The organism is Microbacterium sp. HJ5, from assembly GCF_054824025.1.
Genome location: NZ_JSYE01000026.1, coordinates 36,431 through 51,365, shown reverse-complemented (window position 1 = coordinate 51,365; position 14,935 = coordinate 36,431). Strand labels below are relative to the sequence as shown.

The 14,935-nt window shown below is 70.2% G+C and carries 11 protein-coding genes and 1 pseudogene; 5 read left to right on the top strand and 7 right to left on the bottom strand.

Features of this window, described 5'->3' with window-relative positions; all coding sequences use genetic code 11:
- Positions 1-103: 103 nt before the first annotated feature.
- The 6 genes from pulA to OB08_RS12335 form a co-directional block, all read right to left on the bottom strand.
- Positions 104-6,172: a pullulanase-type alpha-1,6-glucosidase gene (pulA, locus tag OB08_RS12360; RefSeq protein ID WP_461475143.1), complete on the bottom strand. Its 6,069-nt coding sequence runs from the start codon at positions 6,170-6,172 to the stop codon at positions 104-106.
- 291 nt (positions 6,173-6,463) lie between these two features.
- Positions 6,464-6,925 (bottom strand): hotdog fold thioesterase, encoded by a 462-nt coding sequence (locus OB08_RS12355; RefSeq protein WP_461475141.1) that lies wholly within the window; start codon positions 6,923-6,925, stop codon positions 6,464-6,466.
- On the bottom strand, positions 6,922-8,112 hold the full coding sequence (locus OB08_RS12350) for a bifunctional 2-methylcitrate synthase/citrate synthase (protein WP_461475139.1): 1,191 nt from the start codon (positions 8,110-8,112) through the stop codon (positions 6,922-6,924). The genes OB08_RS12355 and OB08_RS12350 overlap by 4 nt, the downstream gene beginning before the upstream one ends.
- Before the next feature lie 18 nt (positions 8,113-8,130).
- A complete protein-coding gene (gene prpB / locus OB08_RS12345) occupies positions 8,131-9,030 on the bottom strand; it encodes a methylisocitrate lyase (protein ID WP_461475137.1) in 900 nt (299 codons plus the stop codon).
- A 115-nt stretch (positions 9,031-9,145) separates the two neighbouring features.
- Positions 9,146-10,672, bottom strand: a complete 1,527-nt coding sequence (locus OB08_RS12340) for an MmgE/PrpD family protein (protein WP_461475135.1) — start codon at positions 10,670-10,672, stop codon at positions 9,146-9,148.
- An 8-nt stretch (positions 10,673-10,680) separates the two neighbouring features.
- A complete protein-coding gene (locus OB08_RS12335) occupies positions 10,681-11,307 on the bottom strand; it encodes a GntR family transcriptional regulator (RefSeq protein WP_461475133.1) in 627 nt (208 codons plus the stop codon).
- 322 nt (positions 11,308-11,629) lie between these two features.
- Here OB08_RS12335 and OB08_RS12330 point away from each other — a divergent pair, with 322 nt between their 5' ends.
- From OB08_RS12330 to OB08_RS12310, 5 genes and pseudogenes are all read left to right on the top strand, one after another.
- Positions 11,630-12,844 carry a hypothetical protein gene (locus tag OB08_RS12330; protein ID WP_461475131.1) on the top strand — a complete coding sequence of 405 codons (1,215 nt, stop codon included), beginning with the start codon at positions 11,630-11,632 and terminating at the stop codon, positions 12,842-12,844.
- A 45-nt stretch (positions 12,845-12,889) separates the two neighbouring features.
- Positions 12,890-13,474, top strand: coding sequence for a hypothetical protein (locus OB08_RS12325; RefSeq protein ID WP_461475129.1), 585 nt, complete (start codon positions 12,890-12,892; stop codon positions 13,472-13,474).
- Positions 13,471-13,548, top strand: a pseudogene (locus tag OB08_RS12320) (hypothetical protein); the annotation flags it as partial. The gene OB08_RS12325 and the pseudogene OB08_RS12320, both read left to right, overlap by 4 nt.
- Positions 13,549-13,842 carry a hypothetical protein gene (locus OB08_RS12315; protein ID WP_461475186.1) on the top strand — a complete coding sequence of 98 codons (294 nt, stop codon included), beginning with the start codon at positions 13,549-13,551 and terminating at the stop codon, positions 13,840-13,842.
- A 10-nt stretch (positions 13,843-13,852) separates the two neighbouring features.
- Positions 13,853-14,383, top strand: a complete 531-nt coding sequence (locus OB08_RS12310; RefSeq protein WP_461475127.1) for a ribonuclease H family protein — start codon at positions 13,853-13,855, stop codon at positions 14,381-14,383.
- A 75-nt stretch (positions 14,384-14,458) separates the two neighbouring features.
- Here OB08_RS12310 and OB08_RS12305 read toward each other — a convergent pair whose 3' ends face one another.
- A complete protein-coding gene (locus tag OB08_RS12305) occupies positions 14,459-14,935 on the bottom strand; it encodes an NUDIX domain-containing protein (protein WP_461475125.1) in 477 nt (158 codons plus the stop codon).

Below are 14,935 nucleotides of genomic sequence, written 5' to 3'. Positions count from 1 at the left end.
AGGTCTCATGCGCCTCCACCCACAGGATGATCCCCGGCTGCCGCACAACGGCCGAGCGGCGGGTGGAGGACCTCCCACCCGCCGCTCGGCACCGTCATCCGCGTCAGAGGATCAGCAGCGGCGACGGAACGATCGCGCGCGAGTCCTTGAACCCGGCGGCACCGTCGAACGTCGTGCGGATCAGGTGCAGGCCCTTCGCGAGCTTCGGCAGCGTGATGCTGACCTTGCCCTTGTCGGCGGCCGCGAGCTCCGCGGTGGCGATGACCTTGCCGCCGTCGGTCACCGTCACGGTGCCGACCGGCGCCGTGCCGTCGGCCGAGACGACCTTGCCCGTGACCGTGACGGTCGCGCTCTGCTTGGCGACGACCTTGTCGGGCGCGGCGAGCACAGCGGTGCGCACGTCGGCCTTGTCGACGAGCACGGCCACCGAGCGGGCGGGCACCGTGAGGGCGCCGGTCGAGGCATCCCACGTCGTCGTCTTCACCACGGCGTCGGAGCCCTTCGCCTGCGCGGCCGTCAGCGCGAACCCGCGACCGGCGAGGTCGGGCAGCGCCTGCGTCGTCGCGTCGGGCGACGCGTTGAAGACCACCAGCGCGCCTTCGAGCTCGGGGTCGACGTCGTCGCCCACGAGGTCGTCGATGAGCATCACGACGACGCCGGGCGTGGCATCCGGCCCGCTGTTCGGGAACGAGACCTTCTCCTGGATCAGGTCCGCAGACCCGAGCCGCAGGAGGCCCACTTCTTCGCGCACGCGGAGGAGATCGAGAGCGGATGCCTCGGCCGCGGCGATGTCGGAGGCGCCGGGCTTGAGCGCCGGGTTCTCGAGCAGCGGCTTCATGAACGACCACTTGTCCTTGTTGTCGGACTCGCGCGGCAGGCCCGAGCCGAAGGTCGACTCCTTGCCCGTCCAGTCGATGCGGTTGAACCAGTCGCCCGAGTTGTAGCTGTTGCGGTCGAGGGACTTCGAACGCAGCAGCTCGGTGCCGGCGTGCCAGAACGACGGGGTCTGCGAGAACGTCGTCGTCGCGAGCGACAGCGTGTTCATGCGCACGCGGTCGGCCATCGACGTGTCGACCGGGAGCTTGAACACCTGGTGGTCGTACAGCGTCTCGTTGTCGTGCGCGTCGACGTACGTGATGATCTCGTCGGGCTCATCGGCGTATCCGGCCGGGGAGCCGTTGTAGTCGAACTGCGAGCCCGCCTTGACGGTGCCGTCCGCCGCGGTCATCTCGAAGTCGCGGAGGTTGCCCGCGAGGCCGAGCTTGACAAGATCGGTCTTGCGCGCGAGGTCGCCCGCCGGGTCGCCGGGGACGTTCGGACGGCCGTTGGGGTCGGTGTACAGACCCGTTCCGAAGCCCTGGTAGAAGATCGACGCGCCGTCGACCGGGCTGCCGCCGTGCACCGCGTCGCGCAGACGGTCGGTGAACGTGCCGATGCCCGTGCCGCCGAGCTGACCCTGCGTGGCCTGCTCGAAGAGGGCGTTGTTCTGCACTTCGCCGAAGTTCCAGCCCTCGCCGTACAGGTAGACGGCCTTGCCGTCGACGCCGTCCTTCTTGAGCGTGAGCTCATCGAGCGCCGCGCGGATCTCGAGCATGTTCGCCTTGGAGTGGTGCCCCATCAGGTCGAAGCGGAAGCCGTCGACCTTGTAGTCGCGCGCCCAGGTGACGACGGAGTCGACCATGAGCTTCTGCGCGACCTGGTGCTCGGTCGCCACGTTCTGGCAGCAGGTCGAGGTCTCGACGCTGCCTGCCAGGTTCAGGCGGTGGTAGTACCCGGGCACGACCTTGTCGAGGACGGACTTCGCGTCCTGACCGGACTGCGCCGTGTGGTTGTAGACCTCGTCCAGCACGACCTGCAGGTCCATGCCGTGCAGGGCGCCGACCATCTCGCGGAACTCGTGCACGCGCGCGCCGCCCTCGGGGTCGACGGCGTACGAGCCCTCCGGCGCCGAGTAGTGGTACGGGTCATAGCCCCAGTTGAAGCCGTCGGCGTCGACCACCTTCTGGATGCACGCCTGCTGCTGATCGCTGCCGGGACCGAACGACGCGAGGTCGCAGTCGGGCTCCTGCTGCTTCGAGCGGTCCTCTTCGATCGACGCGATGTCGAACGACGGGAGCAGGTGGATCGTGTTGATCCCGGCATCCGCCAGCTGACGCAGCTGCTTCGTTCCGGCGGAGTCACGCGTGAAGGCGCGATAGGTGCCGCGCTCCTCGGCGGGGACGGTCTCGTCGGTGATCGAGAAGTCGCGGATGTGCAGCTCGTAGATCGCACGGTCGACCGGGCGGTCGATGACCGGGGCCTTCGTCTTCTCCCACTGCTTCGGCTTCCACGACTTGTCGTCGAGGTCGATCGCCACCGAGCGCTCGGAGTTGAGCGTCAGCCCGACCGAGTACGGGTCGGTGACCCGGTTGGTCTCGACCTTCTTGGTCGAGGGCGCGTAGACCACGAGCTCCCAGAGGTACTCGTCGCCCTTGAGGGCCTTGTCGCCCTTGACCGACCAGACGCCGGATGCCGCGTCCCACGCCGCGTCGTGACGCGTCGGGTCGCCGTCGGCGCCGGCATCCCACGTGAGCAGCGTCGCCTTCTGCGCGGTCGGCGCCCACAGCCGGAACGTCGGCTTGTCCTTGTTGAACGTGACGCCGAGCTCGGAGTCCTCGGCCGCGTCGGCGTAGAGGTCGTCGAGGACGCCCGGGATCTGCACGCCGGTGAACGCCTTCAGCACACCGCCGGCGTCCCGCTGCGAGACCATGAGCTGGCCCTTGAGCAGAGCGGCCGCGGCATCCCGGTCGGTGTCCTCGACGCGCAGCGCGACGAACCCTGCGAGAGCCGGGAAGAGTGCCTTCTGATCGGCGGTCAGCCCGCCGTCGACTCGCGTGAGGTCGACGGCCTCGCCGCCGGTCACCTGGCCGTCGGCCAGGGCGAGCTTCGCGTCGGCGGACGAGTGCAGCTGCCACGAGGCATCGGCTGCCGTCGTGCCGAGGTTGGCGGGCCAGGCGATGGTGCCGGCGTCGATCCAGTGGGCCCGGAGCTCGCCTGTGCCGGCGAGCGGCGGGTCGCTCGACTTCACGGTCAGCACGTGTGTCTTGAGGTTGTAGCGGAACGTGGTGACCTTGCCCAGGGTGGCGCTGAACGTGATGTTCGCACCGCCCGGGTTGCCGTCGGCTCCGTAGTTCTCATCCCAGGTGAGGTCGTGCGCGACCTTGACGTCGTATGAGCCGGTCGGCAGATCGTCGGTCGTGTACTGGAAGATGCCGTCCTTGTTGCGGTCGAACATCATCGTCGCCAGGCACTCCGGCTGCCAGTCGCCGGGGCAGCCGAGCTCGCTCTGGAGCGTGCCGGGGAGGGTGATGACCGGACCGTCGGCGGTCGACCAGATGTTCTTGGTGCGCGAGTCGAAGTAGAACGTGATCTCGCCGCCCTCGTGCTTCAGCGCGATATTGCCGCCGCCGGCGCCATAGCTCTCGGCCCATGACTTCTCGACGGCGATCTTGTACTCGTAGTCGCCCTTCGCCAGGTTCTCGAACGTGCGGCTCCAGATGCCGCCCGCCTGCTCCGTCATCTGCACGGCGGCGCAGTCGGGCTGCCAGTTGTCGGAGCACCCGACGAGGCTGTTGAAGCTGCCTGGGACGCTGACGAACCCGTAGTCCTTGGGCTCCTGAGGCTCGGGCTCCTCCGGGGCCTCCGGTTCCTCCGGCTCCGCGGGGGCGGTCAGGCTCACGCGGTTGCCGACGGAGGCGAAGGTCGACGACGCGGAGCGGTTGCCCGCAGCATCCGTCGACACCGCCCGGTACTCGAGGAGCGTGCCTCGCGCGAGACCCGCCGTGTCGTGGAAGACGCGGGGAGAGGTGTCCTCAGCCGTGCCGAGCGCATGCCACTCGTCGTCGCCGGCGACGCGCCACGCGAAGCTCGTCTCGGCCCACACGCCGTCGGCGATGTCGGCGCGGACGGGCGAGACGCCGCTGACACCGGCACCCGCGTACGGGGCGTCGACCACGATGTCGCCGGCCTGGCTCGGCGCCGTGACGGGCTTGCTCGCGGTGTAGACCACGGCCGACATGGCCGGAACCGTGACCGAGGCGACACCCGCCGCGTCGGTCGCGAACGCACTCCCGCCGCCGTAGAGCGGGGAGAACGAGGCATCCGTCGTCAGGGTCGGGATGTTCACGGTCTTCGCCGCGGTCGCGTTGTTCGTCGCGACGAGGTACTCCACCTTGTCTTCGCGGTCGACGCGGCTGAAGGCGTACACGCCGGTCGCGGCGTCGTCGACGAAGCGCTCGATCTGCGCACCGGTCTCGAGGGCCGGGTGCGACGAGCGCAGCTCGGCCAGCGCGGCGATGTGCTCGTAGAGCGGGGCGTCGGTGGCGTAGCGGTCGACCTTGCCGAGCTGCTGACCCGTGACGAGGGGCTGGTTCGCGTAGTCGGCCGTCTCGGTCGCGAAGAGCGACTGGCGGGCGTCCTTGTCGCCGCCGGTGCCGGCGAAGCCCTGCTCGTCGCCGTAGTAGACGACCGGCTGGCCGCGCGTGAGGTACATCAGCTCGTGCGCCAGCTCGTCGCGCTGCAGGGCATCGGCGCCGGCGACGAAGTAGCCGATGCGGCCCATGTCGTGGTTGCCGAGGAAGGTCGGCAGCGCCGTCGCCGACGAGTCCGGCGTCGTGTACATGTCGTCGCCGGCGAACAGCGCGCGCAGGCCGCTCGGCTTGGCGGCGACCCCCGTGCCCTTCGCGTAGGCGGTCGCCGCGCTCTGGAAGGTGAAGTCGAGCACCGAGTTCATGTCGCTGTTGCGCACGTACGGGGAGAGCTTCGCGGGGTCGGCGTCGTAGACCTCGCCGAACATGAAGAACTCGTCCTTGCCCTTCGCGTGGGCGTAGTCGAGCACCTCGGTCGACCACTTCTCCCAGAACTCGAAGTTGACGTGCTTGGCCGTGTCGATGCGGAAGCCGTCGATGCCCAGATCGACCCATCCCTGGTAGACGTCGACGAAGCCGTCGACGACGGTCGGGTGCTCGGTCATGAGGTCGTCGAGGCCGACGAAGTCGCCGAACGTGACCGACTCGCCCGCCCACGTCGAGTCGCCGCGGTTGTGGTACAGCGTGGGGTCGTTGAGCCACGCCGGCACCTTGACGTCCTTGTCGGCGGCGGAGATCACGGGCGTGTAGGGGAAGCTCGTCGCCGGGTCGAGCGCGGGGAACTCGTCGGTGCCGGCGTACGTGGCGGGGTCGAACGCGACTCCTGCGGCGTCGCGATACGGCTCGGCCTCCTTGGTGATGTACGTCTGCGAGCCCTCCGCGTACGAGATCACGTCGGCGGTGTGGTTCGTGATGATGTCGAAGTAGACCTTGATGCCACGGTCGTGGGCATCGGCGATCAGCGCCTCGAGCTCGGCGTTCGTGCCCAGGTGGGGGTCGATCTGGGTGAAGTCGGTGATCCAGTAGCCGTGGTAGCCGGCGCTCGCGTCGGCGCCGGCACCCTGGACCGGACGGTTCTTGAAGCTCGGGGTGAGCCAGATTGCCGTCGTGCCGAGTCCCTCGATGTAGTCGAGCTTCGACCGCAGCCCGGCGAGGTCGCCGCCCTGGTAGAAGCCCTTGTCCGTCGGGTCGAACCCGTGGGCGAGGCGGTCGCCGTCGAGGCCGCCCTTGTCGTTCGACGGGTCGCCGTTGGCGAAGCGGTCGGTCATGACGAAGTAGAACCGCTCGGCGCTGCCGGGCTGGCGCACCGGCTCCGCGACGAGCTCATCGTCGGTGGCGGTGTAGTCGCCTTCGACGGAGACGACGTCGATGCCGATGCGGTGGGTGGTGTCGTCGTAGCTGAAGACCAGCGTCGACGGGCCGGCCACGACGAGCGGGATGTCGGCGCCGCCCTTCGCGCCCTCGGCGCCGTAGTTCTCGTCCCACGAGTCGTTCGCGGCGACCTTGTAGAGGTACTCGCCGGCAGGCACCGTGAACTCGGCCTCGTAGAGGCCGGCGGTGTCGGTCGGGGCGAGCTCGGAATCGGCGCAGGCCGGATCCCAGTCGCCGGGGCAGCCGATCTCGGACTGCAGGCTGCCCACGAGCGCGATGGTGCGCTCGGCGGCAGCGGCGGGGGCGGCGGCGACCAGGCCCCCGGTGAGGATCAGGGCCGCGCTGGTGAGGATGGCGGCGGAACGGCGGACACGTGCGGATGTCGGCTTCGACACGGAGGGACTCCTGGGGAGAGATGGCACGACGACGTGCCGGAGGTGCAGTGTCCGGCGAGGCTAACACCGGCGACGGCGAAACTGCAAGCGCTTACATCATGAGAACGCGCTCATTTGCGGATGCCTCGGGTCGCGGCATCCGCTCGCCTGGTCGGTGGTCGCAACCGCTTGCACTCGTACGAAGCTCGGAGGATCGCCGCAATCCCGGAGCATTCCGGCGCGATCCTCCGAGATCCGCGCGATTCTCCGACGATCGCGAGCGGATGCCGCGACGCACGAGCGCGCCGGGGATCAGGACCGGCCGCGCTCCTCCGCTGTCGCGTACGTCGATCGCTGCTCGATCACGGCCAGGGTGCAGCGCGAGATGCACACGAGCTTACCGGCCTCGTCGACGATGCGGACCTCCCACACGTGGGAGCGCCGGCCGATCGCGGCGGGCGTCGCCGTGGCGGTGACCCACCCCGTGAAGACGGGCCGGATGTGATTGGCGTTGATCTCCTGCCCGACGACGTGGAAGCGCTCGCGGTCGACGGCGAGGTAGCCGGCCCACGACGCGAGGGTCTCGGCGAGCGCGACGGACGCCCCGCCGTGCAGCACGCCCGCCGGCTGCACGGAGCGCCGGTCCACCGGCATCCGCCCCACGAGCGCGTCCTCGCGGAGCTCGACGATCTCGATGCCGAGGTTCTCGATGAGCGTGCCCGACCCCATCGCGGCCAGGTCGATGCCCGCGACGTCGCCGAACCAGAGACTCACTCCGCGGCCTCCTCCGCGCGGTCGGCGGTCGCCGTGGCGGCCTCGTCCGCGACGTAGCCCTCGATGTGGCGCTCGTCGGGGCCGTTGTACTCGGACAGCGGACGGATGAGCGCGTTCGAGGAGAGCTGCTCCATGACGTGGGCAGTCCAGCCGGTGACGCGGGCCGCGACGAACAGCGGGGTGAAGGTGAGGGTGTCGAACCCGATCAGGTTGTAGGCCGGCCCCGACGGGTAGTCGAGGTTCGGGTAGATGCCCTTGCGGCTGACGAACTCGCTCTCGAGCGCGTCGTAGAGCGCCGCGACGTCGGGCCGGTCGTAGTGCTCCACCAGCGTGTCGAGCGCCGCCTTCATCGTCGGCACGCGCGAGTCGCCGCGCTTGTACACGCGGTGACCGAAGCCCATGATCTTGCGCTTCTCGGCGAGCGCCTCGTCGAGCCACGGCCCGACGTTCTCGGCGGTGCCGATCTCGTCGAAGATGTGCAGGACGGCCTCGTTCGCCCCACCGTGGAGCGGGCCCTTGAGCGCGCCGATGGCGCCGACGACGGCCGAGTACAGGTCGCTGAGCGTCGACGCGATGACCCGGCCGGTGAACGTCGAAGCGTTGAACGAGTGCTCCGCGTACAGGATCATCGAGCGGTTGAAGGCGTCGACGACGACGTCGTCGGACTCCTCGCCGAAGGTCATCCAGAGGAAGTTGGCGGCGTAGTCGAGGTCGTCGCGCGGGGCGACGGGCTGCTGGCCGCGGCGACGGCGCTGACCATAGGCGACGATCGCGGGCAGGACCGCGAAGAGCCGGATGCTGCGCGCGAGGTTCTCCTCGGCGCTGCCGCTCGCGTCGAGCACCGAGCCGCTGCCGGCGAGGTCGCGTGCGCCGATCAGGCTCACGGCGGTGCGGACCTCGTCCATGGGGTGCGCGTCGACCGGCACGAGGTCGATCGCGGCGCGCACGTCGGCGGGCAGGTGGCGGTACGACCGCTCCGTGGCGCGCAGCTGGGCCAGCTGCACGTCGGTCGGCAGCTCGCCGTGCCACAGCAGGTACGCGACGGCCTCGAACGACTGGGTCGCCGCGAGCTCCTGCACCGGGTACCCGCGGTAGAGCAGCGAGTTGGTCTCGGGGTTGACCTTCGAGACCGCCGTGTAGTCGACGACGACGCCGGCGAGGCCCTTCTTGATGTCGGGTTCGGTCATGGTGTTCTCCTTCGCGACTCAGCGCTGGATCTGGAAGTTGAAGACGTCCTGGTCGAAGCGGTTGTACTGCTCGTAGTCGATGAGGTCGTACAGGTCGGCGCGGTGCTGCATCTCGCCGAGCTTCGAGGTGAGGTGCCCCTCCTCGTTCAGGGTGTCGAGGGCGCGGGATGCCGCGCCCATCGCGATCCGCAGCAGCGAGACGGGCCAGATCACGATGTTCACACCGGCATCACGCAGCTGGCCGGTCGAGAAGAGGTCGCTCTTCCCGAACTCGGTCATGTTGGCGAGGATCGGCACATCCAGAGCATTCCGCATCGCCTCGAACTCCGACAGGTCGCGCATCGCCTCGGGGAAGATCGCGTCGGCCCCGGCATCCACCAGCGCCTTCGCGCGGTCGATGGCGGACTCGAGCCCCTCGACCGCCCGGATGTCGGTGCGCGCCATGATGAGGAAGTTCGGATCGCGGCGCGCGTCGGCGGCGGCGCGGATGCGCTTGATCGCGGTGTCCTCGTCGACGACGGACTTGCCGTCGAGATGGCCGCAGCGCTTGGGGTTGACCTGGTCCTCGATGTGCGTGCCGGCGAGGCCCGCGTCCTCGAGGGTCTGGATCGTGCGGGCGACGTTCATCGGTTCACCGAACCCGGTGTCGGCGTCGATGATCGCCGGGAGGTCGGTCATGCGCGCGATCTGCTGCCCGCGGCCCGCCACTTCGGTGAGGGTCGTGAGGCCGATGTCGGGCAGGCCGAGATCGGCCGACAGCACCGCGCCCGAGATGTAGACGCCCTCGAAGCCCTTGCGCTCGATGAGCCGCGCCGAGAGCGGGTTGAACGCGCCCGGGAACCGCAGCAGCTCACCGGACGCGAGCCGCTCACGGAAGAGGCGGCGCTTCTCGTGCGCCGGCACCTGGCTGTACAGCATCAGCGGCCCCCCTCGACGACAGCACAGCGTCGGAGGTTCTTGGTGACACGCCGTGGCGCAGCATCCCGAACCGGCGTGTCGGCTGAAAACTCCGACGTCATGTCGCGGCCGCGCATCAGAAGAGGCCCTTCGGGGCGGGTGCGGCCGCGAGGACGCCGAACTCCGCGACGATCGACAGCTGCTGCACCTCGTCGGGGGTGAGCTCGGGCAGGCGCTCGGCGAGGCCGAGGAAGCGCTCGATCTCCTCTGCCGACAGCACGGGCTCGGCCAGGATCCGGAACTTGCGAACGTAGTCGGCTCGGGCGAACGGGCGCGCGCCGAGGGGGTGCGCGTCGGCGACCGCGATCGCGTCCTCGATGGTCTCGCCGTTCGTCAGGCGGATCTCGACGCGACCGCCGAACGCCTTCTCATTCGGGTCCTCCGAGTGGTAGCGGCGCGTCCACTCGGCATCCTCCGCCGTCGTGATCTTGTGCCACAGCGCGACCGTGTCCTCGCGGCCCGCGCGCTCGGGGGCGTACGAGTCGACGTGGTGCCAGCCGCCGTCCTGCAGCGCGACGGCGAAGATGTACGGGATCGAGTGGTCGAGCGTCTCGCGCGACGCCTTCGGGTCGTACTTCTGGGGGTCGTTCGCGCCCGAGCCGATGACGTAGTGCGTGTGGTGCGAGGTGTGCAGCACGATCGCCTCGACGTTCACCGGGTCGACGAGCTCGGGGTGCGCGCCGTTCAGCTTGCGGGCGAGGTCGATCCAGGCCTGCGCCTGGTACTCGGCCGAGTGCTCCTTCGTGTACGAGTCGAGGATGCCCCGCTTGGGCTCGCCCGCGGCGGGCAGCGGCACGTCGTACGAGGCATCCGGTCCGTCGAGCATCCACGCGACGACGCCGTCCTCGCCTTCGTAGATCGGCGAGGGGGACGTCTCGCCGCGCATCGCACGGTCGACGGCCTCCACGGCCATCTTACCGGCGAACGCCGGAGCATGCGCCTTCCAGGTCGAGATCTCGCCCTTGCGCGACTGGCGCGTGGCCGTCGTGGTGTGCAGCGCCTGACCCACGGCCTGGTAGATCGTCTCGACGTCGAGGCCCAGCAGCGTGCCGATGCCCGCGGCCGCCGAGGGTCCGAGGTGGGCGACGTGGTCGATCTTGTGCTTGTGCAGGCAGATGGCGCGCACGAGGTCGATCTGGATCTCGTAGCCGGTGGCGAGGCCGCGCACGAGTGCAGCGCCGTCGGCGCCGACGTGCTGGGCGACCGCGAGGATGGGCGGGATGTTGTCGCCCGGGTGCGAGTAGTCGGCGGCGAGGAAGGTGTCGTGGTAGTCGAGCTCCCGCACGGCGACGCCGTTCGCCCACGCGGCCCACTCGGGGCTGGTCTTGCGGTCGAGGGCGCAGCCGAAAACCGTGGCGCCGTTGCCGCCGACCGAGACGGCGTGGTCGAGGGCCTGCTGTCGGGCCGCGCTGACGGGGGCGCGGGTGAGGGAGGCCGCGGCCACGGCGGCGTTGTCGATGACGCGGTTGATGATCATGTCGACGACGTCGGGCTCGACCTCGACCGGGTCGACGGCGACCTCGGCGATGTGCCAGGCGAGCTGCCCTTCGCGCGCGAGGTTCTCGTCGCTGCGGTGGACGCGGAGGTGGTGGTTGACGGTCATGATCGTCCTTACTTCAGTGACTCGAGGATGTTGGTGAGCGCACTGTGCAGGTGCACGTGCGTGGCATGGGCGGCCAGGTCGGCGTCGCCCGCCGCGATCGCCGAGGCGATCAGGCGGTGCTCCGCGACGGACGCGGCGAGCCGGTCGGGGTTGTCGCGCGCGAGGCGCCTCACGCGCACGAGGTGGGTTCGCACCGTCCGCAGCGCGGAGGTGAGGTAGTCGTTGGCGACGGCCGCGTCGAGCGCGGCGTCGAACCGCTCGATGACGGCGTAGTAATCGTCGGTCTCGGCGGCGCCGCCGACGGATGCCGCGGCGAACTCGTCCGCGAGAGCGGCGAACGCGGCGGCATCTCCGCGCTCGGAGGCCAGACGCGCCGCGGTCTCCTCGAGGGCACGGCGCACCTCGAACAGCTCGCGGATGTCTCCGGCGTCGACGTCGCTCACAACGGTCACGCGCGGCGACTGCTGCACCACGAGCCCGTCGGCGCCGAGCCTGCCGAGCGCTTCGCGCAGCGGTGTGCGGCTGACCCCGAGACGGGCGGCCTGCTCGACCTCACCGAGGACGGATCCGGGCGCCAGACGACCCGACTGGATCTCGTCGAGCAGGGTGCGGTACGCACGATCGCTGGCGCGCATGCTCACCCCCTCGGTTGCGGAACCCGCCCAGTGTATACACAAACAGGCCATTAGAGCGACTTGGGCGACTCTTGATGCGCCTGCGTATACATAACAGGTCACGCATCTTCCCGGCCTGTGTCGCCGCCTCGCAGCGCGCCAACGCAGCCGCGTGCACACTTCGCACTCCGACGCAAGGGCCACTGCTGATTGCTGAAGAGGGGGTATCCCTGAGTTCTCACGACCGGATCCGGGGACCGATCGTGGCGATCTGGGGGCGCACGCTGGGTGCGCTCTGGGGCTGGGGGCGCACTTGGGGTGCGCTCTGGGGAAGGGGAGAGAAATGAAGAAGTCATGGAGGGCGCTCATCGGAGTCGCGGTCGCCGCGCTGACGGTGGCGACCCCGCTCATCGCGGCACCGGCGGCGGTGGCCGCGAACGAGGCCGTGGTGGTCTGCAAGTACACCCACACTCCCGGCGAGGGAGAGGTCCTGCAAGTCGTCATCGAGCCCGACGAGAGTTCGCTCGGGGAAGGGTTCGCGGGCACGTTCCCGTACGAGTTCACGGATGCTCACTTCAGGTCGGTGGCGATCGGATATGCGGATCAGGGCCTCGACATCACCGACTGTCCGGGATATCAGCCGGAGCAGCCCGACGACGAGCCGCTGCACGACGGTCGTGAGGATTCGTTCTGCACGATGCCGCTGAACGGCACCCGCACGACGGTCGTGGAGGAACGCTCCGGCGTGCGGACCTACGTGTGGGACGGCGACTCCTGGAACCCCCAGGACACGTGGGGAGAGTGGGTGGAGGTCTCCACCACGGTGACGGACGATCCGGCCTGTGCGCCGCTGGTCGTCGTCCTTCCGGCGCTGTTCGACGCGGGCGCGACGCCGCCCACGTGTGAGGACCCGGGCGCGCTGCCGGCGCTCGGAACCTTCGCGAACGTGACGCTCACCTGGGACCGCCCTTTCGACGGGCCCGGTACCTACACGCTGACAGCCAGCACGGCCGCCGGCTACACGTTCCCGGACGGCACGACGGTGAAGACGAAGACGTTCGTCGTCCTGGATGCCATCGGCTATCAGTCCGAAGACCCGGAAGCTCCGTGCTACCAGGAGGATGAGGAACCGCCGGTTCCGGTCGTTCTCGCTACGCCGACGATCGACGATCCCTGCGGGACCGAGGATGACGTCGCCGAACTTCCTGCGGCATCGGCGGGCGTGACGTACCAGTGGCTCGACGACGAGGATCCGACCGAGACCGATGTCATCGCGCTGATCGCGCAGGGGTATGAGGTGACGGCCGTGCCGGCGGGATGGGAGGAGGCCGACGCGGGCGTGTACCTCTTCGCGCAGGCCGACCTGACCGATGTGCGCTGCCCCATCGTCGCGGGCGAGCCGCCGACGACGGTGCCGCCGCCGGCAGCCCCGCCGACGGCGGTGCTCTCCGCGACGGGCGGCGGTGACGTGCCGCCCGCGCTTCCGCTCGCTGCCCTTGCGGCTCTGCTGTTGGGCATCGTTGCGGTCGCCTACCGCGCGGCCAGCCGCCGCGCCTGAGAGCGTCGGGGCGGGGCATCGTCCCCGCCCCGACCTCGGGGCTGCATGGAGGCGACCGTCACGGTCTTCTTCACGATGCTCGGCATCCTCGCGGCGTGCTGCGCGGTGCAGATCGTGTGCCGCGCCCGGCAGGAGGAGGCGCACGGCACGGCCGAGCCCTTGCTCGCGGCGCCGGTCGCCCGCGTCCGCTGGCTCGCGGACTACCTGGTCGTGGCGCTGCTCGCCATCGTGCTCGTCGTCGCGGCGGCCGTCGCGGGCGCCGCGCTCGGCATCGCCGCACAGGACGGCGAGTGGGACCTCATGCAGGAGGTGCTCGTCACCGGCGGAGGGCAGGCGGTCGCGGCATCCGTCTTCCTCGCCCTCACCGCTCTCGTCTTCGTCGTCGCACCCCGCCTCACGATCGCACTCGGCAGGACGCTCGTCCTGGTCGGCATGACGCTCGGGCTGTTCGGCCCGCTCTTCGGGCTCCCCGAGTGGCTCACGGACCTCTCGCCCGTCTCGGTCGCGCCGAAGGTCGAGGGCGACGACGTCGACCTGGCGGGGCTCTGGTGGCTCGTGCTCGCGACCGGTGCCGGCGCGGCCCTGTCGCTCGCGCTCATGCGCCGGCGCGAGCTGACCCCGGCAGGATAGGAGCGGGAGGGGGGTACACGGCGGCAGAGCTCGGCGACCGGCTCGGCGTCTCGGCCGCCGCCGTCTCGGGCGCGGTGCGCTACCTCGTCGGCACGCGGCTCATCCAGCGGGTGTCGCGCCGCGGAGACCGCCGCGACCGCTACGACCTCGTCGACGACGCGTGGGCCGGCATGATCACGGCCAACGCGCCCCTCTATGCCGGGCTGGCGGCGCAGATGGACGCGATCGCCGACGACAACGCCGCCGCGCCGCAGTCGGTGGCCCGCGCGAGGGACGTCGCCGACTTCCTGCGGTACCTCGCCGAGCGGATGCCGCGCCTCGCGGACGAGTGGCGGGCGGAGCGCGACTCGGGGTCGCGACCCGGGTAGCCTTGCCCGAGTGAGTGACGCCCCCCGCTACATCGTGGCCACCGACGGCGCCTGCAAGGGCAACCCCGGCCCGGCCGGGTGGGCGTGGGTCGGCGAGGACGGCCACTGGGCCGCCGGCTCGGTGCCGGTCGGCACCAACAACATCGGCGAGCTCATGGGGCTGCTCAAGGCGATCGAGGACCACCCCGACGTCGAGAACCTCGTCGTGCAGGCGGACTCGAAGTACGCCATCGACACCTACACGAAGTGGATGGACGGTCACCGCCGTCGCGGGTGGAAGACGTCCACCGGCGCGCCGACGAAGAACGTCGACCTGCTCGAGCAGCTCATCGCCGCGCGCGACGCCCGCCGCGCGGTCGGCCTGCCCGACGTCGTGCTCGAGCACGTGCGCGGGCACTCGGGCCATGTGCTCAACGCGTGGGCCGACGAGCGGGCGGTCCGGGCCTCGGAGCACGCCGCCAAGGGCGTCGCGAGCGCGTGGTCGTCGCTCGGCTCGCACGAGCGCATCGACGTGTCGGCGGCGCCCAAGAACGGCCGCTGACCCTCACTGGCGGGAGTCGAACCGTCGCAGAATCGCACGGCTGTCGCAGCGATCGCGGAGTGAGCCCGCGGAACGTCAGGCGCCGGCGGCGGCGAGGTGCTCTTCGAGCGCGTCGAGCGCCGGGCGCTGGCCCTTCACGAGCTTGTCGCGTGCGTCGGGGAGCGGCATCCACTCCACCCTGTCGACCTCGGGGAACGAGGCGGTCCGCCCTGACCGGGGCGGCCACTCGAGCTCGAACTCTCCGAATTCGAGGCCCTCGAGCGACAGACCCGCTCCGTCGGCCACGAACACCGTCACCCGCTTGCCCGACGAGTACGCGAAGGTGCCGAGCTCGGCGAACGGTCCCTCGGGCGCATCGATCCCGAGCTCCTCGCGGAACTCGCGACGTGCCGCCTCGAGCGCGGGCTCGTCCCCCTCGTCGAACTCGCCTTTCGGGATCGACCACGCGCCGGCATCCCTCGCCGCCCAGAACGGCCCGCCCATGTGCGCGATGAGCACCTCGGGATCGGGGCCGAGCCGGTACAGCAGGATGCCGGCGCTGGTCGTGACCAT